The organism is Pseudomonas sp. DW-iso3, from assembly GCF_058725305.1.
The window spans coordinates 96,225-118,463 of sequence record NZ_JBZXDZ010000007.1 but is presented as its reverse complement, the minus strand read 5'-3'; the positions used below and the strand labels follow the sequence as shown (position 1 = coordinate 118,463).

The following is a 22,239-nucleotide window of genomic DNA, read 5'->3' as shown; positions in this document are numbered from 1 at the left end:
GTCTACGCAGCCAGTAGCCGCGCAGCCATGGCCTTGAGCACCTGCAGGTCAAGCACCGGCACATGCATCTGCTTGGCCTGTTCGTCCCAATGACGCATGCGCAAACTGACAGCACACAACGGGGCCTGCTCGAAGGCATGAGCCTCATCGGCGCTCATCGCCCCGCCCTGGTACGCCAGGGTACGGCGACTGGCTTCGCTCAGGCAGGCGTAGTAGTCCGGCTGACTGAAGGTCAGATAACGCTTGGCCTGCACGTGATACTCCACCAACTTGGCCATGCGCTCGCTGAACCCTGCGCGACGCAGATAATCCGCCCCCAGCCGTTCGTGGCTGACCACGCCAAAACCGCCCATGTTTTCCCCACCCTGGCCACAGATATGCCCGATGTCGTGGAAAAACGCCGCCAGCACCACTTCCTCGTCAAAGCCTTCGGCCATGGCCAGCTGCGCAGCCTGGGACATGTGCTCGATCTGCGACACCGGCTCGCCGATGTAATCCGCCGTGCCGTGTTGCTCATACAAGCCGAAGATTTCGGCGAGGGTCTGTTGCGGGTTCATCACGCGCCGCCCCACAGTGTTGTGATATTCCGCTCGGCCATCGCCGGCCCCACGCTCATACCCACGCCGGTGTGCATCAACGCCGCGCTCAGCCCAGGCGCAGCCCGCAGGAATGAAAACGGCCCCGGCCCCCGCGAGCCGTACACACCCTGCCAACGCTCTACCACCTGGATCTTGCAGCCCAAGGTCTGTTCAGCCAGTTCGATCATCCAGTCATCCACCTGCTCGGCATTGAAGGGCGACGCGTCGCTGCCGTAGTCATGGGAGTCGCCGATGATCAGCTCCCCATGGGGCGTCGGGCTGATCAGCAGGTGAATGCCGTGTTCGTGCAGGTGCGGCGCCTCCTGCAGGATGTGCGCCTGCACCGGCGCCGCTTCCGGCAGATCGGCGAAGGCACCGTAATGCACGCAGCTCAAACCGGTGAGCAATGCGTGTTGCAGGTTCAGATTGAACGCGGGCCGGGCACGCAACATTTGCAGGCGGCAGATGCTCGGGTTGAGTGCGGCCATCGCGTCGGCCAGCAGGGTTTGGTAGTCATGGCCGGAGCACACGATGATCTGCTCGCCGCGAAAGGTCCCCGCAGTACTGTGCAACTGCCCCGGCTCGACGTCGCGCACCAAGGTGGAGAAGTAAAACTCCACGTTCAGCTCTTGCGCCAGGTAGTTGATCAGCGCCGGGATCGCTTCACGGGAATACAGTTGCTGATCTTCCTTGCCGTGCAGCGCGGCGCGGTGATGGCGGAACTGGCCACCGTACAGCGCCTTTATCGCCGCGCCCTGCAGCAGCTCGACATTGTAGCCGTGCTCTTTTGCACGCCCTTCACAGAAGGCTTCCAGCAAGTGTTCTTCTGCTTCGGTACGGGCGAACAGGTACGAGCCGTTGCGCTTGAGTTGCAGCCCGGCGACCTGCGCCCAATGGCCCCAGATTTCACGGCTTTCCCGTGCCAGCTCCAGCATCGACCCCGGCGGTTGGCCGGTGACCAGGGCCTGGCCGAAATTGCGTACCGAGGCGCCCAAGGGGGTGGCGCTGCGTTCGAACACCTTGACCTTGAGGCCGCGCTTGGCGGCGGCGAAGGCGTGGGACAGGCCGAGGATACCGGCGCCAATAATCAGTAGATCACTGTGCTTCGTCATGGATTTCGCAGTCCTCTGCAGGAGCGAGCCCGCGCCTGCAGGTAGAGGTGAACATTATTGTTTTTCCGACTTGCCGTCATAGCGCTTGCGCCACTCGGTCAGGATACTGTCGCGGTTTTTCGAAGCCCAGGCGAAGTCATTTTTGATCAGGCGCTGCTCGTAGTCGGCCGGTAATTCGGTCTGCGGCTTGGCAATGCCCGGCTGGGCGAGGACGGCGAAGTTGTCCTTGTACAGGTCCATGGCGGCCGAACTGGCGGAGAAATCAGCGAGTTTTTTTGCGGCGTCGGCGTGAGGCGTGCCTTTCATGACGGCAGTGGCTTCGATGTCCCAACCCAGGCCCTCTTTCGGCAGGATGATATCCAGTGGCGCCCCCTGGCGCTTCAACTGCACAGCCGGGTATTCGAAGGAAATGCCGATCGGGAATTCACCCGAAGCCGCCAGCTTGCAGGGCTTGGAGCCGGAGTGAACGTACTGGCCGATGTTCTGATGCAGGTCGTCCATGTACTGCCAGCCTTGCTTCTCCCCGTAGGTCTGCAACCAGGCGCTGACATCCAGGAAACCGGTGCCGGACGAGGCCGGGTTGGGCATGACGATCTTGCCCTTGTACTCAGGCTTGGTCAGGTCCTGCCAGCTCACCGGCTTGGTCAGGCCCTGCTTTTCGGCTTCGACGGTGTTGAAGCAGATGGTCGCGGCCCACACGTCCATGCCGACCCACGCCGGCGGGTTGGCGGCATCGCGGTAGTTCTTGCCGATCTTCTCCAGGTCCTTCGGCGCGTAATTGTCCAGCATGCCCTGCTGGTCGAGGATCGCCAGGCTGGAAGCTGCCAGGCCCCAGACTGCGTCGGCCTGCGGGCGATCTTTCTCAGCCAGCAGCTTGGCGGTGATGATGCCGGTAGAGTCACGCACCCACTTGATCTCAATGTCGGGGTTAGCCTGTTCGAAAGCCTTTTTGTAGGTCTTCAACTGCTCGGCTTCGAGGGCCGTGTAGACGGTCAACTCGGTCTTGGCGAAGGCATTCAGGCTGAATGCAGTCAGTACGGCAGCGACCAGCGCCAGGGGCTTGAACATGGAGCACCTCCTTCAGGGATGTTTATTGGCCGGGTGCGCTCTGGCGCCAGGCTTGGGAGCGACGCAACGCGCCACGTGAAGCCCACGCCAGCAGCAGCGAGACGCTGGCCGAGGTGAACAGGATCAGGGTCGACATGGCCGCCGCGCCGCCCACGTTGCCGGCATCGTCCATGTTCAACACGGCGACGGCGGCGAGGAGGGTGTCGGGGCTGTAAAGGAAGATTGCGGCGGACACGGTGGTCATCGCCGACACAAACAGGTAGCGCACGATGTCCAGCAGCGCCGGCAGGCAGATCGGCACCGTCACTTTCAGGTAATGGCGGTACAACGGCGCCTTGAGCGACAACGCGGCGGCTTCGAACTCGGCGTCCAGTTGACGCAGCGCCGTGGTCGCGGTCATCTGCGCGGTGGTCAAATAGTGAGCAATGGTGCACACCACCAGCAACGTCATGGTGCCGTAGAACACATGCAGCGGGTTGCCATTAAGATTGAAAAAGAACACATAGCCCAGGCCCAGCACCAAGCCCGGTACAGCCATTGGCACGAAACTGAGCATGCGCAGGGCCAGGTTGAGGCCCTTCTGGCCCTTGGTCTTTTCCATCAGGTACGCGCCGGTGAAGATCAACACGCTGCCGATCAACGCCGTGCACAACGCCATGGTCAGGCTGTTGCGATAGGCCAGCCAGCCGCCGCCGGCCGTGTCTTCGAACTGGTAATGGTTGAGCGACAACGACAGGTTGTAGGGCCAGAACTTCACCAGCGACGAATACACCGCCATGCCGAACACCAGCAGCAACACCGCGCAGATCAGCAGGACGATGGCCAGGTAGCAGGCATCCCTCAAGCGCGACGGCGCCGGCTGGAACACTTGGGCACGACCGCTCATGGCGTCGCCGTGACGGCGGCGCAGCCAGGCATCCACAGCAAAGCTGAACAGCGCCGGCAGCAGCAACACCATGCCGATCAACGCGCCGCGACCAAACTGTTGCTGGCCGACCACCGCCTTGTAGGCTTCCAGCGCCAGCACTTGATAGTCCCCGCCCACCACCACGGGCACGCCGAAGTCGGTAATGGTCAGTGTGAATACCAGGCAGAACGCAGCGAACACCGCCTGACGCGTGGCCGGCCAGGTAATACTGCGAAACGCCCGCGCCGGACTGGCGCCCATGCTGGATGCGGCATCAAACAAGCGCGCATCCGCCAGGGACAGCGCCGACAGCAGAATCATCAAGGCGTGTGGGAAGGTGTAGATCACTTCGCCCAGCACAATGCCCCAGAAGCCGTAGATATTGTCCGAGAGCAACCCGCGCAGCATGCCTTGGTTGCCGAACAGATAAACCAGCGCAATGCCCGGTAACATCGACGGCGCCATCAGCGGCAGCAGCGACATGCCGCGCCAGATCGCCTTGCCGGGGATCAACGTGCGCTGCAGAGCGTAGGCAAACAGGTAAGCCAGCGGTACGACAATGGCCGCGACGCTGAGCGAGACTTTCAGGCTATTGCCCAGCAGCCAGTGGAAGTTGTCACTGGTGAGCAGTTCCCGCGCCGCCACCAGACCACCGCCCTGCCCGGCTTCGCTGCTGAAGCCGCGCCAGAAGATCGCCAGCAATGGCAGCAGTACGGCAATCCCTAGCAGCAACAGCCACACCAGTTTGCCGCCGACCACGAAAATGCGGTCGCCCCTTTCAGCGCGGGAAACTTCACGCGGCATGGGCAGTGTCATCTCGCTGGCCATCTCAGGCAAACACCTGCAGGCTGCGCGGCGGTAAGGCGACCCAAATATCCTGGGCACCCAGACGTGGCATGGCTTCCGGAGCCACTTCGGCCAGCAGCGGATGGCCGGGCAATTGCTCCAGCTCGAAGCTCATGCGGCAGCGGTTGCCGAGAAAGGTGATTTCGCGGACCTTGGCCGGGAAAAGGTTTTCTTCGTGCACCGCCGGGTTGACGCTGATCGCTTCCGGGCGGCAGAACAGACGGCCGGACTTGGCGATGCCAGCATCGTCGGCCAAGCGCATGTTCATCCCGCCGACCTGGGCATGGCTGGCACTGTTGCGACTGAACGGCAGCCAATTACCCTGGCCGACAAACTCCGCCACGAACGGAGTGGCCGGACGGTCGTAGATCGCCTGGGGCGTGGCGTATTGCTCGACCTTGCCATTGTTCATCACGGCGATGCGGTCGGCCATCAGCATGGCTTCGTCCTGGTTGTGGGTGACCATCAACGTGGTGATGCCCAGGCGGCGTTGCAGTTGGCGCAGCTCGGTGCACAGATGCTCACGGACGCGGGCGTCGAGGGCAGACATCGGTTCGTCCAGCAACAACAACGACGGTGCAGGCGCCAACGCGCGGGCCAAGGCGACGCGCTGTTGCTGGCCGCCGGAGAGTTGACCGGGGTATTTCTTCTCACTGCCGACCAGGCCGACCAGTTCAAGCATCTGCCCGACGCGCAGGCGTACTTCCTCACGGCCGCTGCCGGTGAGACCGTAGCCGATGTTCGCTTCGACGGTGAGATTGGGAAACAACGCGTAGGACTGGAACAGAATGCCGTAGTCCCGCGCCTGGGGCGGCAGCAGAGAAACATCACGACTGCCCAGGTACAGTTCGCCGCTGTCCTGGCGCTCAAGGCCGGCGATGCAGCGCAGCAAGGTGGTCTTGCCGCAACCGGACGGGCCCAGCAGGCACACCAGCTCGCCGGCGGCGACGTCCAGGGAGACGTTGTCCAGCGCGGTAAAGGCGCCGAAGCGTTTCTGGATACCGCGCACCTTCATAGGCGCGCCGGGTTGGGTCAGGGCTGTGTTCATGCAAGGCACCTCATCAAACTGATGAAGCCCATGCTAGGCAGGCAATGCGTCCCTCATGTGGCAGAAAGGCAAAACGCAGTGATAGTGGTATTGGTGGATTTGGGTAGGACGGGCGGGGATTTGCTGCCTGCCCTGACCCCATCGCGGGCAAGCCCGGCTCCCACAGTGTTGATCTGTGAACACATTCAACGGTGGGAGCTGGCTTGCCTGCGATGGCGATTCAAAGGCCACCGCACAACCTTAAATAGGTGACATTTCCTGCGCCAACCCCAGAAACGCCGCCGGCAACCGCGCGCCTTTACGCTCCTTGAGGCAGTACAAATACTCGGGAATCTGCGGCGCATTCTCGATGGTCAACACCCGCAACTGTGGATCATGCGGCACTTCCTGGCGGGCGATGATGCTGATGCCGATATTGCGCAACACCGCCTCGCGAATCGATTCCCGGCTGCCGATTTCCAGCAGCGGGCCGTAGCTCACGCCTGCATCCTGTAGCATTTTTTCGGTCAGGCGCCGCGTGGTAGAGCCGGCTTCACGCATCAACAAGGTATGCCCGGCCAATGCAGTGAGCGGTACATGATCGAGCTTGGCCAGCGGATGGTGACGATGCACCGCGAGCACCAAAGGATCGGTGCCCAGCACACGGCGAATCAGGCGCGGGTCTTCCAGCAGTTGAGAGGAGGCGGCGAGATCGACGCGGTAATCATCCAGCGCTTCGAGCACCTGTTGAGAGTTGCCGATTTCTACCGACACTTCCACGTGGGGCAAGCGTTCGCGAAAGGCTTTGACCAGGTCGAGAATGTAGTAAGGCGCCGTGGCGGCAATCCTCAATGCGCCCTGGACCTGGCCACTGTTGCGCAGGAAAAACTCGATGTCCGCTTCCTGCTGCAACAGCGCCTTGACCATAGGCAGCAGGCGCGCGCCCTCGTCGCTGACGGTGAGGCGGCGGCCGCCGCGGTAGAACAGCTCGACGCCGTATTGGCTTTCCAGGTTACGGACCTGGGTGGTGACCGTGGGTTGACTCAGGCCGAGTTTTTTTGCCGCCTGGGTGATACTGCCCAGGCGGGCGACCATGAAAAACGCCTTTAACTCGGCACTCAGCACACCACCCTCTCATCGTCTATTTGCGCAACAGGCGCAAGCCATTGAACACCACCAGCAGGCTGACGCCCATGTCGGCGAAGACCGCCATCCACATGGTGGCCATGCCCAGGAAGGTGACCGCAAGGAAGATCGCCTTGATCACCAACGCCAGGGCGATGTTCTGCTTGAGGATACTCGACGTTTGCCGCGACAGACGAATGAATGCCGGAATCTTGCGCAAATCATCGTCCATCAACGCCACGTCCGCGGTCTCGATGGCGGTGTCGGTGCCTGCTGCGGCCATGGCAAAGCCGATCTCGGCACGGGCCAACGCCGGGGCGTCGTTGATGCCGTCACCCACCATGCCCACGCGGTGGCCTTGGCCGTAGAGGGTTTCGATGGCTTGCAGTTTGTCGGTCGGCAACAGGTCGCCCTGGGCTTGGTCGATGCCGACCTGGGCGGCAATCGCCTGGGCGGTGTGGGTGTTGTCGCCGGTGAGCATCAGGGTCTTGATGCCCAGATCGTGCAGTTGCTGGATGGCTTCGCGGCTGCTGTCCTTGACCGTGTCGGCCACGGCGAACAGTGCCAGCGGGCCGGACTTGTCGAGCAACAGCACCACGGACTTGCCCTGTTTTTCCAGGGCGAAGAGTTTTTCTTCCAGCTCAGGCGAGCACAGGCCCAGGTCTTCTACCAGGCGGTGGTTGCCCAAGTGATAGGTTTCGCCGTTGATGTCGCCACGCACGCCTCGCCCGGCCAGGGCCTCGAAGTTATCCACAGCGTGGCTCGGCAGGTTTTTATCCACCGCGGCGTTGGCGATCGCCAGCGACACCGGGTGATCGGAACGCCCGGCCAAACTGGCGGCCAAGGCCGGCGCGCTGTCTGCGACATTGGGGAACAGTGCCAGGTAATCGGTTTGCACCGGCTTGCCATGGGTGATGGTGCCGGTCTTGTCGAGGGCCAGGTAGTCGAGCTTGTATCCGCCTTCCAGGTACACGCCGCCCTTGATCAGGATGCCTTTGCGCGCAGCCGCCGCGAGGCCGCTGACGATGGTCACCGGAGTGGAAATCACCAGGGCACACGGGCACGCCACCACCAGCAGCACCAAGGCGCGGTACACCCAGTCGAACCAGACACCGGCCATGAACAGCGGCGGAATCAGCGCTACGCCCAGGGCGAACAGGAACACGGCTGGGGTGTAGATTTTCGAGAAGCTGTCGACAAACCGCTGAGTCGGCGCACGCGCGCCTTGGGCCTGTTCCACCGCGTGAATGATGCGCGCCAGGGTGGAGTTGTTGGCCGCTGCGGTGACTGTGTACTCCAGGGAACCTGCCTGGTTGATGGTGCCGGCGAAGACTTTGTCGCCCACGGTCTTCTCGATCGGCAGGCTTTCACCGGTGATCGGCGCCTGGTCGATGGTGGACTGTCCAGCCGTGACCTCACCGTCCAAGCCGATGCGCTCGCCGGGTTTTACCCGCACGATCGCCCCTAACTCAATGCTTTTGACTTCCTGTTCAGCCCACGAACCGTCGGTTTGCTGCACGGTGGCCTGCTCCGGCGTCATCTGCATCAAGCCACTGATGGCATTGCGCGCACGGTCCAGGGACTTGGCTTCGATCAACTCGGCCACGGTGAACAGGAACATCACCATGGCCGCTTCCGGCCATTGCCCGATCAGGATCGCACCGGTGACGGCGATGCTCATCAAGGCATTGATGTTCAGGTTGAGGTTTTTCAGGGCAATCCAGCCCTTTTTGTAAGTCGTGAGGCCGCCGCTGAGGATCGACACCAAGGCCACCAACGCGATCACCCACGTCGGCGCAGCATTGGCGAAATGCAGCACTTCGGCCCCCAACGCGCCAACGCCGGACAATGCCAGCGGCCACCAGTGTTTCTTGGCAGGCGGTTCAGCAGCCGGAGTGCCTTCCTCGATAGGATCAGCCTGCATCCCCAAGGATTTGATCGCGTCGATGATCGGCGCGGTGCTCGGCAAGTCGTGGGTGACGCCGAGGATACGGTTGATCAGGTTGAATTCCAGTTGCTGCACGCCGGCCAGCTTGCCCAGTTTGTTCTGGATCAGCGTCTGCTCGGTGGGGCAGTCCATGGCTTCAATGCGAAAGGTGCTCAGCCGCGAACCGGCGGTGGGCGCTTCGCTCAGTTGCACCAACGCAGGGGCTGGGGTGCCGGAACAGCAGGAGCCGCCGTGGCCGTGGTCATGCACGGGGGGCAGTTTTTTCGGACCATGGTCGTGATCATGGTCGTGATCGTGTTTATGCGGGGTGTGGATGGAGTCGCTCATTCTGTCGCGTCCGTAAAGGTGCCTGTTGCCAAGTAAAGACCCTGTAGCCACTATAGGGTCAAGCACCCATTTGGAGATTGCTGCGATGAAGATCGGCGAACTGGCCAAACTGACCGACTGCCCGGTGGAAACCATCCGTTACTACGAAAAGGAAGGCCTGCTGCCGCCCCCGGCGCGCACTGACGCCAACTACCGCGTGTACACCCAGGCGCACACCGAGCGGCTGATCTTTATCCGCAACTGCCGCAGCCTCGACATGACCCTGGAAGAAATCCGCAGCCTGCTGGGCTTGCGCGACAGCCCCCAGGACCAGTGCGAAAACGTGAATGCGTTGATCGACGAGCATATCCACCACGTGAAAGCGCGCATCGATGGGCTGCTGGCATTGCAGGAACAGTTGCTGGACCTGCGCCAACGCTGTGGCGGCGGGGATCAGTGCGGGATTTTGCAGCGGCTGGAGGTCAGTGGGAGCGTGCAGGCCAGCGAGGCGGAGCCTTCGCATGTGGGCAGGAGCCACGGCCACTAACTCAAGTGAGCACCGACCAACTGTGGGAGCTGGCTTGTCGGATCGCCGCATTGCTGCGATAGCGGAGTGTCAGCACCTGATTAGGTGACTGATGTACTGCTATCGCAGGCAAGCCAGCTCCCACAGTTTAGACCGAGGCAGTTTTTAGATCGCGACGTCAGCCTTGATGCTTGGGTCGGCGTCGTAGCCCACGATCTCGAAGTCTTCGAACTTGTAGTCGTAGATCGATGCAGGTTTGCGCTTGATCACCAGTTCCGGCAGTTTCTTCGGCGTGCGCGCCAGCTGGGTGCGGATCTGTTCCATGTGATTGCTGTAGGCGTGGGTATCGCCGGTGGTGACGATGATCTCGTGGGGGATCAAGTCGCACTGCTGGGCCAGCATATGAGTGAGCAATGCCAGCGCGGCGGTGTTGTACGGCAGGCCGAGGAAGACATCGGAGCTGCGGATGTACAACTGCATCGACAGGTGGCCGTCGTGCACGAACGCTTGGTACAGCAGGTGGCACGGCGGCAACGCTTGCTTGCCGTTGCGCGCGTTTTCCTGGGGGCTCTTGGTCTCGTCGGGCAGGTACTCGACGTTCCAGCCGTGGAACAGGATACGGCGGCTGTTGGGGTTGGTCTTGAGCGTGTGGACCATGTAGTCGATCTGGTTGATCGTGCCGCCGTCCTTGGTCGGCCAGGCGGTCCACTGTTCGCCGTACACCGGGCCCAGGTCGCCGTCTTCGGTGGCCCATTCGTCCCAGATGCGCACGCCGTTCTCATTCAGCCACTTGATGTTGGTGTTGCCACTCAACATCCAGATCAGCTCGTTGGCGATACTTTTGAAGTGAAGCTTCTTGGTGGTCAGCAGCGGGAAGCCGTCGGCCAAGTTATGCCGATACTGACGGGCAAACACGGCCTTGGTGCCGGTGCCGGTGCGATCGCCCTTGGTCAATCCATTGGTCACGACGTCGTTCAGTAGTTCGAGATATTGCTTCATTTGGGTACCCGTATCGTTGAAGCCCGGACCCTACGGCCCGGGCATTCGAATTTAAAGCGCGGTGTTCTTCAAAGGTTGCGGGCGATTGTACGCCCACCACAGCAAGCCCAGGCCGCCAAGGATCATCGGCAGGCTGAGGATCTGGCCCATGGTCACCCAACCGAACGCCAGGTAGCCCAGCTGCGCATCCGGCACGCGCACGAACTCGACGATAAAGCGGAAGATCCCGTAGAACAACGCGAACATGCCCGACACCGCCATGGTGGGGCGCGGTTTGCGCGAGAAGATGTACAGGATAAGGAACAGCGCCACGCCTTCCAACGCGAACTGATACAGCTGCGACGGGTGGCGTGGCAGTTGCGCGGGGTCGCTGAACGGCGGGAACACCATGGCCCACGGCACGTCGGTCGGCTTACCCCACAGCTCGGCGTTGATGAAGTTACCGATACGCCCGGCGCCCAGGCCGATCGGCACCATTGGCGCAACGAAGTCCATCAGTTGGAAGAACGACTTGCCATTACGACGGCCGAACCACCAGGCGGCAATCATCACGCCGATAAAACCGCCGTGGAATGCCATGCCGCCTTTCCACACTTCAAAGATCAGCGTCGGATTGGCGATGTACGCCGAGAGATCGTAGAACAGCACATACCCCAGGCGCCCGCCGACAATGACCCCCATCGACAGCCAGAAAATCAGGTCGGAGAGCTTCTCCTTGGTCCAGGTCGGATCGAAACGGTTCAGGCGTCGAGAGGCCAGAAACCAGGCACCGCCGATGCCGATCAGGTACATCAACCCGTACCAGTGGATTTTCAGCGGACCAATGGCCAGGGCCACCGGGTCGATCTGCGGGTAAGGCAGCATTGCGACTCCTCGTTAAATCATTCGTTATGGCGTCCGGACCATGCCCGGGCGCGATTAAGACTGCATTACTCAAGTTTTTCAAAACAAAAAATTTATGCCGACACAGAACAACAGCCCGGCGAACAACCGCTTGAGCAGACGCGGCGACAATCGATGTGCCAAGCGTGCACCGAAGCGGGCAAACACCATGCTGGTCAGGGCAATGCCCAGCAGTGCCGGCAAATACACGAACCCTAGACTATGCGCGGGCAACAACGGGTCATGCCAGCCCAGAATCATGAAACTTAACGCACTGGCCAGCGCAATCGGCAGGCCACAGGCGGATGAAGTGGCCACTGCCTGCTGCATCGGCACACTGCGCCAGGTCAGGAACGGCACGGTCAGCGAGCCGCCGCCAATGCCGAAAATCGCCGAGGCCCAGCCGATAAACGTACCGGCGACGGTCAGGCCGAGTTTGCCCGGCACCGTCCGGCTGGCCTTGGGCTTAACGTCCAGTGCAAGTTGAACGGCCACCAGCAAGGCGAACACGCCGATGATCTTTTGCAGGTGAGGGCCGGAAATCGCCTCGGCCGTCAGTGCGCCAAAACCGGCGCCGATCAGGATACCCACGGTCATCCACACAAAGATCGGCCAACGCACCGCACCCCGCCGGTGATGCTCGCGTACGGCATTCACCGAGGTAAAGATGATGGTCGCAAGGGACGTGCCCACAGCCAAGTGGGTCAGCACCTGCGGGTCGAAGCCCTGCAAGGTGAAGCTGAACACCAGCACCGGCACGATGATGATCCCGCCGCCCACGCCAAACAGCCCGGCGAGTACACCCGCACAGGCGCCAAGCAGCAAATACAGCAGAAATTCCATGGGAGCCCCCGAACCAAGTCCGGCATGTTAACGGATGGAAGGCATGCGACCCAACTGGATACGATGGAACGCCTGTGCTTGAGTGGGTAGAGTGGCAAAAAACACAAAAGGGATCGCCTGATGTGCCTGATTGTTTTCGCTTGGCGACCGGGCCACGCCCAGCCGCTGATCGTCGCGGCCAACCGCGATGAGTTCTACGCCCGCCCCAGCCTGCCGTTGGCCCAGTGGGAGGATGCACCCACTGTCTATGCCGGCCGCGATCAGGAAGCAGGCGGCACCTGGCTGGGGGTGAACGCCGAGGGGCGCTTTGCCGCGCTGACCAATATCCGCGATCCGCACCAACCGCCGGCCCGCAAGTCCCGTGGCGAGCTGGTCGCGCGCTTTCTCAACGGTTCACTGCCGGTTGAGCAGTATTTGGCCGACGTTAACGGCCGTTCGATTGAATACGCAGGGTTCAACCTGCTGGTGGGCACACCGGGTGAGCTGTGGCATTACAACGCTAATCACACAGAGCCGACGCAGTTGAAAGCGGGCGTGTATGGGTTATCCAATGCAGGGCTGGATACACCTTGGCCGAAACTGCTTAAGGCCAAAGCCGCGCTGAGTGAGTTGCTGAACGATCCCCAGCCCGAAGCGCTACTGGAGATTCTGAGCGATCCACAGATTGCACCTTTTGCCGAGCTGCCGGATACCGGCGTGGGGTTGGCGACGGAGAGTTTGCTGTCGAGTGTGTTTATCGCCAGCCCGAGTTATGGGACACGGGCGAGCACGGCGTTGATTGTGAATGCCGATGGCACGCGGCGGATGGTGGAGCGAAGCTTTGGACCCCATGGTGGGCGGTTGGGCGAGGTAGACATCAACCTGTAGGAGCGAGGGGGACGCCTAGTTCTTGCTCGCGAAAAACCTGAGAACGCCGCGGGTAATCAGGCACCCCGCGTTATCGTTGACGTTCTTCGCGAGCAAGCTCGCCCCTACAAGGTTTTGGCGGAAGCCGGATTGATCATCCTTGTCAGCCCCAGGTTCTTCAGCGCCAACTGCAGCGAACTGTGGATAACTTGCGGGTTGTCGATGGTCATCAACTCCGCCAGCAAGTCTTTGGCCATGCTCAACTCAACCTGGCGCAGCATCCACTTCACCTTCGGCAAGTTGGTGGCGTTCATCGACAAGCTATCGAAGCCCATCGCCATCAACAGCACCGCCGCCGCCGGATCGCCGGCCATTTCACCGCAGATGCTCACCGGCTTGCCTTCGGCATGAGCGTCGCGCACCACGTGTTGCAGGGCTTGCAGCACCGCCGGGTGCAGGTAGTCGTAGAGGTCGGCCACCCGCGGGTTGTTACGGTCCACGGCCAACAGGTATTGGGTCAGGTCGTTGGAGCCCACCGACAGGAAGTCCACCTGCCGCGCCAGCTCCTTGGCCTGGTACACCGCTGCCGGGATTTCAATCATCACGCCAATCGGCGGCATCGGTACGTCGGCGCCTTCGTCGCGCACTTCGCCCCACGCACGGTGGATCAAGTGCAGCGCCTCTTCCAGCTCGTGGGTGCCGGAGATCATCGGCAGCAGGATACGCAGGTTGTTCAGGCCCTCGCTGGCCTTGAGCATGGCGCGGGTCTGTACGAGGAAAATTTCAGGGTGGTCGAGGGTCACGCGAATGCCGCGCCAGCCAAGGAAGGGGTTGTCTTCCTTGATCGGGAAATAGGACAGTGACTTGTCGCCGCCGATATCCAGGCTGCGCATAGTCACCGGCAACGGGTGGAAGGCCTGCAGTTGCTCGCGATAAATCGCCAGCTGCTCCTTCTCGCTCGGGAAACGCTGGTTGATCATGAACGGCACTTCAGTGCGGTACAGCCCCACGCCTTCAGCGCCGCGCTGTTGCGCCCGGGCCACGTCGGCCAGCAGGCCGGTGTTAACCAGCAACGGCACACGGTGACCATCGGTGGTCACGCACGGCAGTTCGCGCAAGGAATCGAGGCCCAGCGCCAGTTGTTTCTCTTCTTCAACTACTTCGGCGTATTGCTTGCGCAGTACTTCGCTGGGGTTGGTGAACACTTCACCGCGATGGCCATCGACGATCATGCCAATGCCGTCGACCTTGGCATACGGCAGGTCTACCAGGCCCATCACCGTCGGGATGCCCATGGCACGCGCCAGGATCGCGACGTGGGAGTTGCCCGAACCGAGTACCGAAACCAGCCCCACCAACTTGCCCTCAGGCACTTCGCCGAGCATGGTGGCGGTCAGTTCCTCACTGACCAGGATGGTGTTGTCGGGGTAAACCAGGTTGGTGGTGCGGTCTTCCTGCAGCTTGGCCAGCAGACGGCGACCCAGGTCGCGCACATCCGAGGCCCGCTCACGCAGGTAGTCGTCATCCATCATTTCGAAACGGTTGACGTGATCGGTGACCACCTGGCGCAGTGCGCCCTGGGCCCACTGGCCGGTCTTGATCACGGTCTTGACTTCGTTACCCAGGGACGCGTCATCGAGCATCATCTGGTAAACGTCGAACAATGCGCGCTCTTCGGGGCGCAACTGGGTGGCCAGCTTGTTCGACAGGTTGCGCATGTCGGCGCGCACGCCTTCCAGGGCAGTCTTGAACAGTTTGATTTCAGCGTCGATGTCGCTGACGGTCTTGTCCGGCACCACATCCAGATCCGCCGGCGGCAACATGACCACCGCCGTACCGACCGCAGCGCCCGGTGAACCCGGCACGCCCACGAATTTGGCTTCCTGGATGCCCTTGCCCTCACGGCCCAGGCCGCGAATCGAACCGGTGGCTTCGGCGTGAGCGATAACCCCGGCGAGCTGCGCGCTCATGGTCACGAGGAAGGCTTCTTCACCTTCGTCGAACTGGCGGCGTTCTTTTTGCTGGATGACCAACACGCCGACAACGCGGCGGTGGTGAATAATCGGGGCGCCGAGGAACGAGGCGTAACGCTCTTCGCCGGTTTCGGCAAAGTAGCGATAACGCGGGTGATCGGCCGCGTTTTCAAGGTTCAGGGGTTCTTCACGCGTCCCCACCAGGCCCACCAGACCTTCATTGGGCGCCATGCTGACCTTGCCGATCGAGCGCTTGTTCAAGCCCTCGGTGGCCATCAGCACAAAACGGTTGGTCTCGGGGTCCAGCAGGTAAACCGAGCAGACCTGGCTGCCCATGGCTTCCTTGACGCGCAACACAATAATCCCCAACGCCGCCTTGAGATCCTTGGCGGAGTTAACTTCCTGGACGATCTTGCGCAGCGTATTGAGCATGGCTCGGGGTCGAACTCCGTCGTCAGTCGCGCGCTAAAAGGCGCGGGGCAAGCTCTTTGAGAGCGCGACGATAAACTTCGCGCTTGAATGTCACCACCTGGCCCAACGGATACCAATAGCTGACCCAGCGCCAACCATCGAACTCCGGTTTACCGGTCAAATCCATCCGCACCCGCTGCTCATTGGAGATCAGGCGCAGGAGAAACCACTTCTGCTTCTGGCCGATGCACAGCGGTTGGCTGTGGGTACGCACCAGGCGTTGCGGCAAACGATAGCGCAACCAGCCACGGGTACAGGCCAGAATTTGTACATCTTCGCGCTCAAGGCCGACTTCTTCGTTCAACTCACGGTACAAGGCGTCCTCAGGGGTTTCGTCGGGGTTGATTCCACCTTGAGGAAACTGCCAGGCATCTTGGTTGATTCGGCGAGCCCATAGCACCTGTCCGGCATCATTCGTAAGAATGATCCCGACATTAGGACGGAAACCATCGGGGTCGATCACGGCAACAACCTCGCAAACGCATGTCGCCGCATTGTTCCACAAAGGTTGATGAAGCGGCAACGAGGCTTCTTACCTTATGTGCACTCTTGTGAAAAGACCGTATTCTGGACGCCTTTTTACAGACTTTTCAGCGAGTAACTGCAATGCGCCTGGCTTTATTCGACTTGGACAACACCCTCCTCGGCGGTGACAGCGACCACGCCTGGGGCGATTACCTCTGTGAACGCGGGATTCTCGACCCGGTTGCCTACAAGGCCCGCAACGACGAGTTCTACCAGGATTACCTGGCCGGCAAGCTGGACAACGCTGCCTACCTGAACTTTTGCCTGGAAATCCTCGGCCGCACCGAGATGGCCCAGTTGGAAGAGTGGCACAACGACTATATGCGTGACTGCATCGAGCCGATCCTGCTGCCGCTGGCCACTGAACTGCTGGCCAAACACCGCGCCGCCGGTGACAAGCTGGTGATCATCACCGCCACCAACCGTTTCGTCACCGCGCCGATTGCCGCACGCTTGGGCGTGGAAACCCTGATCGCCACCGAATGCGAGATGGAAAACGGCCGCTACACTGGCCGCAGCACTGACGTGCCGTGCTTTCGCGAGGGCAAGGTGACGCGCTTGAATCGTTGGCTGGAAGAAACCGGGTACAGCCTGGAAGGCAGCTACTTCTACAGTGACTCGATGAATGATTTACCGCTGCTGGAGCAAGTGACTCATCCAGTGGCAGTGGATCCGGATCCGAATTTGCGGGCTGAGGCCGAGAAGCGTGGCTGGCCGGTGATTACCCTGCGCAGCTGATGACGCCTTCGCGAGCAAGCCCGCGCCCACATTTTGACCGCATTCTCATGCTGGAACTCGGTCAAGTGTGGGAGCTGGCTTGCCTGCGATGAAGTCGACACGGTCCCAAGCCCTACATAGGCTTGGCGACCATCAAGTAGAAAATCGCCACAAACGCGAGAAACGCCGGCCACCCCAGGCCAAACCACCAGCGCATGTACGTCGCGGCCTTGATCGGCATTGCCGTACCCTCCCGCAACGCCTGCTCCGCCATCTTGTGTACGCGAATCTGCAACCACACCACCGGCAGCCAGCAGATCCCCGCCAACCCATACAAGCCGAACGTCCATTGCAGCCAGCTCTGCTGCAGCGACCAGCCCGCCAGGTACATCAAGCCGATGCCACTCAACGGCTGGAACACCGCCGTGGTCGCGGTAAACGCCCAGTCGGCGAATACCAGGTGCTTGAAGGTCACGGCGATCACTTCCACGTTGCCAGTGCGCCAAGCGCGCAACGCGTAGTAAGCCGAGCCCGCGCCCAGCCCGAACAGGATCGTCGACGATAGGATATGCAGGGTTTTCAGCAGCAGGTAAGCGCTCATCTAAACGGGTTTGGCGCCCATCAACCCGGCAATCGCCACGAACCCCACCAGGCTGACCACCGCCAGCACCAGCGTGAAGTTCAAGCTACCACCCTCGCCTTTGCGCAGGCGATTGAGCCGCGCCACCAGCCAGAACCAGGCCAGCGCCGCCACGCTGTAGAGGATGCTGGAGCCCAGAATCCAGGTCTGCCCCAGCGGCCAACCGATCAGGTGCACCAGCCACCAGCCGGTAAACGGCATGCTCACCACACACACGCCCATCAACAACCAGACGAACGCCCAGGGGCGCTGCACGGTCACTGCCGGGCCGGCGCTGCGTTTGCGCCAGGCGAGCAATGCCAGGCCCAGGCCGCTGAGCAGCAGCAATACCGTGGCCGCGATGTGGATAACTTTCAGGGTGGTCAGCGTTTCCATGTCTCGTCTTCCTTAAAGGCCGCCCCAATCAGCGTAGTCGCTCAACCGAGGAACAGTGTGTAGGCCGGGTTATCGCTCTCATCCCAGTACGGATAGCCGATGGCTTCCAGGGCCGCCGGCACCAGGTGACGCTCGTCCGCCGGCACTTGCAGCCCAGCGACCACACGACCGTCGGCCGCGCCGTGGTTGCGATAGTGGAACATCGATATGTTCCAGCGCCCGCCCAATTTGTTAAGAAAGTTGAACAAGGCCCCCGGACGCTCCGGGAATTCGAAGCGAAACACCACTTCATTACTGACGTGGGCTGCATGGCCACCGACCATATGGCGGATGTGCAACTTGGCCAGCTCGTTCTCGGTCAGGTCCAGCACGGGGAAACCCTGGCGGGTGAGACTGGCGATCAGCGCGCTGCGCGGGTCGTTTTCCGGGTGGGTCTGCACGCCGACAAAGATGTGTGCTTCGCTGCCGGAGTGAAAGCGGTAGTTGAATTCGGTGATCTGGCGCTTGCCCACGGCCTCGCAGAACGCCTTGAAGCTACCGGGCCTCTCGGGAATGGTCACGGCGATGATGGCTTCGCGGCCCTCACCCAGCTCCGCGCGCTCGGCCACATGGCGCAAGCGGTCGAAGTTGACGTTGGCGCCGGAATCGATCGCCACCAGGGTCTGCCCGGTGACGCCACGGGTCTCGACGTACTTCTTGATCCCGGCCACGCCCAATGCCCCTGCCGGCTCGGTGATCGAACGGGTGTCATCGTAGATGTCCTTGATCGCCGCACAGATTTCATCGGTGCTCACGGTGATCACTTCATCCACATAGTCCTTGCAGATGTCGAAGGTGTGCTGGCCGATCTGCGCCACCGCCACGCCATCGGCAAAGATGCCGACGGTCGGCAACACCACGCGCTCGCCCGCCGCCAGGGCGGCTTGCAGGCAATTGGAATCGTCTGGCTCCACGCCGATGATCTTGATATCCGGGCGCAGGTACTTCACATACGCCGCAATACCGGCGATCAGCCCACCACCGCCCACCGGGACGAAAATCGCGTCCAAAGGCCCTGGATGCTGGCGCAGGATTTCCATCGCCACGGTGCCCTGCCCGGCAATGGTGTGTGGATCGTCGTAGGGGTGGATGTAGACGTAGCCTTTTTCGTCGACCAGTTTCAGCGAGTAGGCCAGGGCTTCCGGGAAGGAATCACCATGCAGCACCACTTTGCCGCCACGCGAACGCACGCCTTCGACCTTGATCTCAGGCGTGGTCTTGGGCATCACGATGGTGGCCTTGACCCCCAGCACCTTGGCGGCCAGGGCCAGGCCCTGGGCATGGTTGCCGGCCGACGCCGTGACCACGCCGCGCGCACGCTCTTCAGCGGTCAATTGGGTCAGCTTGTTATAGGCGCCGCGAATCTTGAACGAGAACACCGGCTGCAAGTCTTCACGCTTGAGCCAGACCTGGTTGCCCAGCCGCTCGGAGAGCTGACGGGCGGTCTGCAACGGGGTTTCTACGGCAACGTCGTAAACGCGCGAGGTGAGGATCTTTTTGACGTACTGTTCAAGCATCGGCGGATATCACTGGGCGGGTTGGGCAGGGCCAAGGAGTCTAACCCAGCGTTTGGGCGGGCGACCACACGAATCCAGAGGTTTTGTTGGGTTATACTCGCGCCCCTCGATAACTCCCCGCCCGTTCCGGAGCCCGCATGACCCAGGATCAACTCAAACAGGCAGTGGCCCAGGCCGCTGTCGATTTAATCCTTCCTAAACTCGACGACAAGAGCATCGTCGGTGTCGGCACCGGCTCCACCGCCAACTGCTTTATCGATGCGCTGGCCCAGCACAAGGGCGCATTCGACGGCGCCGTGGCCAGTTCCGAAGCCACCGCCGCACGCCTGAAGGGCCATGGCATTCCGGTGTACGAGCTCAACACCGTGAGCGACCTGGAGTTCTACATCGACGGCGCCGATGAAAGCGACGAACACCTGAACCTGATCAAGGGCGGCGGCGCGGCCCTGACCCGCGAGAAGATCGTCGCAGCCGTGGCCAAGACCTTTATCTGCATCGCCGATGCCAGCAAGCTGGTGCCGGTGCTCGGCGCGTTCCCGCTGCCGGTGGAAGTGATTCCGATGGCCCGCAGCCACGTGGCCCGCGAGCTGGTGAAACTGGGCGGCGACCCGGTGTACCGCGAAGGTGTCTTGACCGACAACGGCAACATCATCCTCGACGTGTTCAACATGCAGATCACCAACCCGGTCGAGCTGGAAACTCAGATCAACGCGATCGTCGGCGTGGTCACCAACGGCTTGTTCGCGGCGCGCCCGGCCGATGTATTGCTGCTGGGCACCCCCGAAGGCGTGAAAACCCTCAAGGCCTAAGCAAGCCGGCTCCACATTGGTTCAGCCGTGTGTTCAGGAACTCGGTTTTTTGAACACATAGAACAGGTTCGGCTCGCTGACGAGGTACAACGCGCCCTCGTCATCCATGGCGATCCCTTCGGCCTGCGGAACCCGCTTCTTCAGGCCATGGCGCCCGTTCAGCAGTGACAGACTGCTCAACGGGCGACCGTCGATATCCAGTTCCAGCACCAGAAACGACTCATCCGACAGCGCCAGCAAATGGCCGCTGCGCTCGTCATATTGCAGGCTCGACAGGTCGCGCACAAACAGTCCGGCGTCACGCTTGGGGTTGTTGATCACGTGTACCGAGTAGGTTTTTTCCGGTTTGAAGTGGGGAAAGCCGTGAACCTCGTAGATCAACATTGGGTCGCGCTCCTTGGCCACGAACAGGCGCTTGCCCACCGAATCGTAGGCCAGGCCTTCAAAGCCCTTGTTGCCACCGACGTGCACGCCCAGGGTCATTTGCTCGGCATCGGCGGCGTCGAGGAACTGAGTGTCGTCGTTCACATGCACCTTGATCAGCCGCTGCTGGCGTTCATCACTGATGACATAAATGTTGTCGCTGATGAACTCCACGGCTTCGGCATCGCCAAACCCCACCAAGGGAATACGCCGCAGAATCTTGCCCTCCAAGGACAGCTCGATCAGCTCGGCGTTTTTGTTAGTGACGGTGAACAGGCTTTTGCGTACCGGATCGTAGGTCAGGGCCGACACATCGTCATCAAGGCCCTCGATTACCTGAGCCTCCAGCGCCACCCGGTAATCCGCCAGGCCGATGGAACGCTCATTGGTCGGCTGGCGCCACGCCTGCCAGTTGAACCAGGCGCGCTCGAACAGGCGAAAATGCTGTGCAACGACCCCGGCGCTGACTAGGGCGATCAATGCAAGCGTAAAGAACAGGGGTTTGGGGCGGGCTAGTCGTCGCATCGGGCGGGCTCAAAGTCAAAAGTGGCGAATGAATATCACGCCCGTCTGAATTTAAACTTAAACACGCCCTGATGTCTGGCGAATGCCGTTCACAGAGAAACATCCGACGTAATTGATCCGCTATTTCTGCTTTTCGAAGCGATAGAACAGATTGGGCTCACTGACCATGTACAGCGTGCCGTCCTCGTCCATGGTCACCCCTTCGGCACGCGGAATCGTGTCTTTCAGGCCATTGAAGCCACCAAGCAACGTCATGAAACTGACTTGCTCGCCCTTCTCGTCCAGCTCCAGCAACAGATGGGAGTCGGCCGACAACGCCAGCAGATGCCCGGTGCGCGGGTCGACAGCGAGTGCGGAGAGGTTACGCATGTCCAGCTCGCTGGTGACCTGTTTCACCTTGTTGCCCGTCAGGGTCTGGCTGCCGTCGCTTTTCCAGGTAAACAATGCCGGTGGACGCTCTTCACCCAGCACCAACTGCTGGTTGCGCTTGTCCCAAGTGATGGCTTCAAAGGCTTTGTTCTGGTCCTTGGACGGGCCCAGGTCATAGCTCTGGAAGTCGGCCTTGTTCAGTGCCGTGGTAGCGGCGTCGACCTTGACGATGGTCAGGCTGTGCTGGCGCTCATCGACCACGGCCATCAGGCCGTTTTCCAGCACCGTCAGCCCTTCGGGGTTGTTCCAGCCATTGAGCGGCATCTTGCGCAGCACATCGCCTTGCAGGGTCAGCTCGACCAGGAACGGATTTTTGCCCATGACGGAGAACAGGGTCTTGGTCTGGGGGTTGTAGGCCAGGTCCGAGGCTTCGTCCTTCTCCATGCCCGGCAGCAACTTGGCGTCGATGACCGCGTGATAGTCCGGCAGCCATACGCTTTCCTGGCGTTCGGCCGGCGTTTCAAAACGCTCCAGCATCCACAGCACGCCGCGATCATCCCAGTGCATGGCCCAGGCGATGCCATACACAATGGCCCCGGCGAGAAACAGCCATGAATACCAGCGCAGGGCAAAACGGGAACGCAACTTGGGGGTGACGGTAGGCAGGGGCACGGCCATTGGGCACTTTATCCGGGAAATCAGCGTTAGGTGATAGCACAGGTTCAGCGGAACCGCGCGCTCGAGCCTGAAGGATTATCCGGATGGCGTGTGAAAAAAATGCAAAAGCACGCAATGGGCGGCTGCACATAAACCCTGTGGGCGTCGAGCTTGCCCGCGATGCAG

21 protein-coding genes are annotated in these 22,239 nt (G+C 61.3%); 4 read left to right on the top strand and 17 right to left on the bottom strand.

Annotated elements, in window-relative coordinates:
• Window positions 1-2: 2 nt before the first annotated feature.
• From AC4PS7_RS21210 to AC4PS7_RS21180, 7 genes are all read right to left on the bottom strand, one after another.
• A complete protein-coding gene (locus AC4PS7_RS21210) occupies window positions 3-557 on the bottom strand; it encodes a phosphonate degradation HD-domain oxygenase (protein WP_492179735.1) in 555 nt (184 codons plus the stop codon).
• On the bottom strand, window positions 557-1,690 hold the full coding sequence (locus AC4PS7_RS21205) for a TIGR03364 family FAD-dependent oxidoreductase (protein WP_492179734.1): 1,134 nt from the start codon (window positions 1,688-1,690) through the stop codon (window positions 557-559). Before AC4PS7_RS21205 ends, AC4PS7_RS21210 begins: the two co-directional genes overlap by 1 nt.
• A 54-nt stretch (window positions 1,691-1,744) precedes the next feature.
• Window positions 1,745-2,758 (bottom strand): putative 2-aminoethylphosphonate ABC transporter substrate-binding protein, encoded by a 1,014-nt coding sequence (locus tag AC4PS7_RS21200; protein ID WP_010207286.1) that lies wholly within the window; start codon window positions 2,756-2,758, stop codon window positions 1,745-1,747.
• Between the two features lie 22 nt (window positions 2,759-2,780).
• Window positions 2,781-4,493, bottom strand: coding sequence for a putative 2-aminoethylphosphonate ABC transporter permease subunit (locus tag AC4PS7_RS21195; protein ID WP_031291088.1), 1,713 nt, complete (start codon window positions 4,491-4,493; stop codon window positions 2,781-2,783).
• Between the two features lies 1 nt (window position 4,494).
• Entirely contained in the window at window positions 4,495-5,559 is a 1,065-nt protein-coding gene (locus tag AC4PS7_RS21190; protein WP_010207289.1) for a putative 2-aminoethylphosphonate ABC transporter ATP-binding protein, read from the bottom strand.
• A 240-nt stretch (window positions 5,560-5,799) separates the two neighbouring features.
• The gene (locus AC4PS7_RS21185; protein WP_042571406.1) at window positions 5,800-6,663 is read right to left on the bottom strand and encodes a LysR family transcriptional regulator; all 864 of its coding nucleotides are present in this window, start codon (window positions 6,661-6,663) and stop codon (window positions 5,800-5,802) included.
• A gap of 16 nt (window positions 6,664-6,679) precedes the next feature.
• Window positions 6,680-8,938: a heavy metal translocating P-type ATPase gene (locus AC4PS7_RS21180; RefSeq protein ID WP_492179733.1), complete on the bottom strand. Its 2,259-nt coding sequence runs from the start codon at window positions 8,936-8,938 to the stop codon at window positions 6,680-6,682.
• Window positions 8,939-9,023: 85 nt separating this feature from the next.
• Here AC4PS7_RS21180 and cadR point away from each other — a divergent pair, with 85 nt between their 5' ends.
• Complete coding sequence (cadR, locus tag AC4PS7_RS21175; RefSeq protein ID WP_010207294.1) at window positions 9,024-9,464, top strand: Cd(II)/Pb(II)-responsive transcriptional regulator; 441 nt, start codon at window positions 9,024-9,026, stop codon at window positions 9,462-9,464.
• Window positions 9,465-9,608: 144 nt separating this feature from the next.
• On the opposite strand, the gene AC4PS7_RS21170 is transcribed toward cadR, so the two are convergent.
• From AC4PS7_RS21170 to AC4PS7_RS21160, 3 genes are all read right to left on the bottom strand, one after another.
• Entirely contained in the window at window positions 9,609-10,442 is an 834-nt protein-coding gene (locus AC4PS7_RS21170) for a thymidylate synthase (RefSeq protein ID WP_010207295.1), read from the bottom strand.
• Window positions 10,443-10,493: 51 nt separating this feature from the next.
• Window positions 10,494-11,306, bottom strand: a complete 813-nt coding sequence (gene lgt, locus AC4PS7_RS21165) for a prolipoprotein diacylglyceryl transferase (protein ID WP_010207296.1) — start codon at window positions 11,304-11,306, stop codon at window positions 10,494-10,496.
• Window positions 11,307-11,384: 78 nt separating this feature from the next.
• The gene (locus tag AC4PS7_RS21160) at window positions 11,385-12,167 is read right to left on the bottom strand and encodes a sulfite exporter TauE/SafE family protein (RefSeq protein ID WP_010207297.1); all 783 of its coding nucleotides are present in this window, start codon (window positions 12,165-12,167) and stop codon (window positions 11,385-11,387) included.
• A gap of 120 nt (window positions 12,168-12,287) precedes the next feature.
• Here AC4PS7_RS21160 and AC4PS7_RS21155 point away from each other — a divergent pair, with 120 nt between their 5' ends.
• The gene (locus AC4PS7_RS21155; protein ID WP_010207298.1) at window positions 12,288-13,034 is read left to right on the top strand and encodes an NRDE family protein; all 747 of its coding nucleotides are present in this window, start codon (window positions 12,288-12,290) and stop codon (window positions 13,032-13,034) included.
• Window positions 13,035-13,138: 104 nt separating this feature from the next.
• On the opposite strand, the gene ptsP is transcribed toward AC4PS7_RS21155, so the two are convergent.
• Complete coding sequence (ptsP, locus tag AC4PS7_RS21150; protein WP_010207299.1) at window positions 13,139-15,418, bottom strand: phosphoenolpyruvate--protein phosphotransferase; 2,280 nt, start codon at window positions 15,416-15,418, stop codon at window positions 13,139-13,141.
• A 22-nt stretch (window positions 15,419-15,440) separates the two neighbouring features.
• Window positions 15,441-15,920, bottom strand: a complete 480-nt coding sequence (locus tag AC4PS7_RS21145; RefSeq protein ID WP_003176750.1) for an RNA pyrophosphohydrolase — start codon at window positions 15,918-15,920, stop codon at window positions 15,441-15,443.
• 143 nt (window positions 15,921-16,063) lie between these two features.
• On the opposite strand from AC4PS7_RS21145, the gene AC4PS7_RS21140 reads away from it, so the two are divergent.
• Window positions 16,064-16,720, top strand: a complete 657-nt coding sequence (locus AC4PS7_RS21140; RefSeq protein WP_460114187.1) for a histidinol-phosphatase — start codon at window positions 16,064-16,066, stop codon at window positions 16,718-16,720.
• Between the two features lie 112 nt (window positions 16,721-16,832).
• Here AC4PS7_RS21140 and AC4PS7_RS21135 read toward each other — a convergent pair whose 3' ends face one another.
• From AC4PS7_RS21135 to ilvA, 3 genes are read right to left on the bottom strand one after another with little or no spacing between them, the layout of a single operon-like run.
• The gene (locus AC4PS7_RS21135) at window positions 16,833-17,300 is read right to left on the bottom strand and encodes a DUF2269 family protein (RefSeq protein WP_010207302.1); all 468 of its coding nucleotides are present in this window, start codon (window positions 17,298-17,300) and stop codon (window positions 16,833-16,835) included.
• Window positions 17,301-17,714: a DUF2269 family protein gene (locus tag AC4PS7_RS21130; protein ID WP_021492649.1), complete on the bottom strand. Its 414-nt coding sequence runs from the start codon at window positions 17,712-17,714 to the stop codon at window positions 17,301-17,303. It lies immediately after the preceding gene.
• A gap of 41 nt (window positions 17,715-17,755) precedes the next feature.
• The gene (gene ilvA, locus AC4PS7_RS21125) at window positions 17,756-19,270 is read right to left on the bottom strand and encodes a threonine ammonia-lyase, biosynthetic (protein WP_010207306.1); all 1,515 of its coding nucleotides are present in this window, start codon (window positions 19,268-19,270) and stop codon (window positions 17,756-17,758) included.
• A gap of 137 nt (window positions 19,271-19,407) precedes the next feature.
• Between ilvA and rpiA the strand changes: the two genes are divergently transcribed.
• A complete protein-coding gene (gene rpiA, locus AC4PS7_RS21120; protein ID WP_010207308.1) occupies window positions 19,408-20,079 on the top strand; it encodes a ribose-5-phosphate isomerase RpiA in 672 nt (223 codons plus the stop codon).
• 33 nt (window positions 20,080-20,112) lie between these two features.
• Here the strand turns inward: rpiA and AC4PS7_RS21115 are convergent, their stop codons facing one another.
• Window positions 20,113-21,027, bottom strand: coding sequence for an SdiA-regulated domain-containing protein (locus AC4PS7_RS21115; RefSeq protein WP_010207309.1), 915 nt, complete (start codon window positions 21,025-21,027; stop codon window positions 20,113-20,115).
• Between the two features lie 120 nt (window positions 21,028-21,147).
• Entirely contained in the window at window positions 21,148-22,074 is a 927-nt protein-coding gene (locus AC4PS7_RS21110) for an SdiA-regulated domain-containing protein (RefSeq protein WP_010207310.1), read from the bottom strand.
• Between the last annotated feature and the right edge of the window lie 165 nt (window positions 22,075-22,239).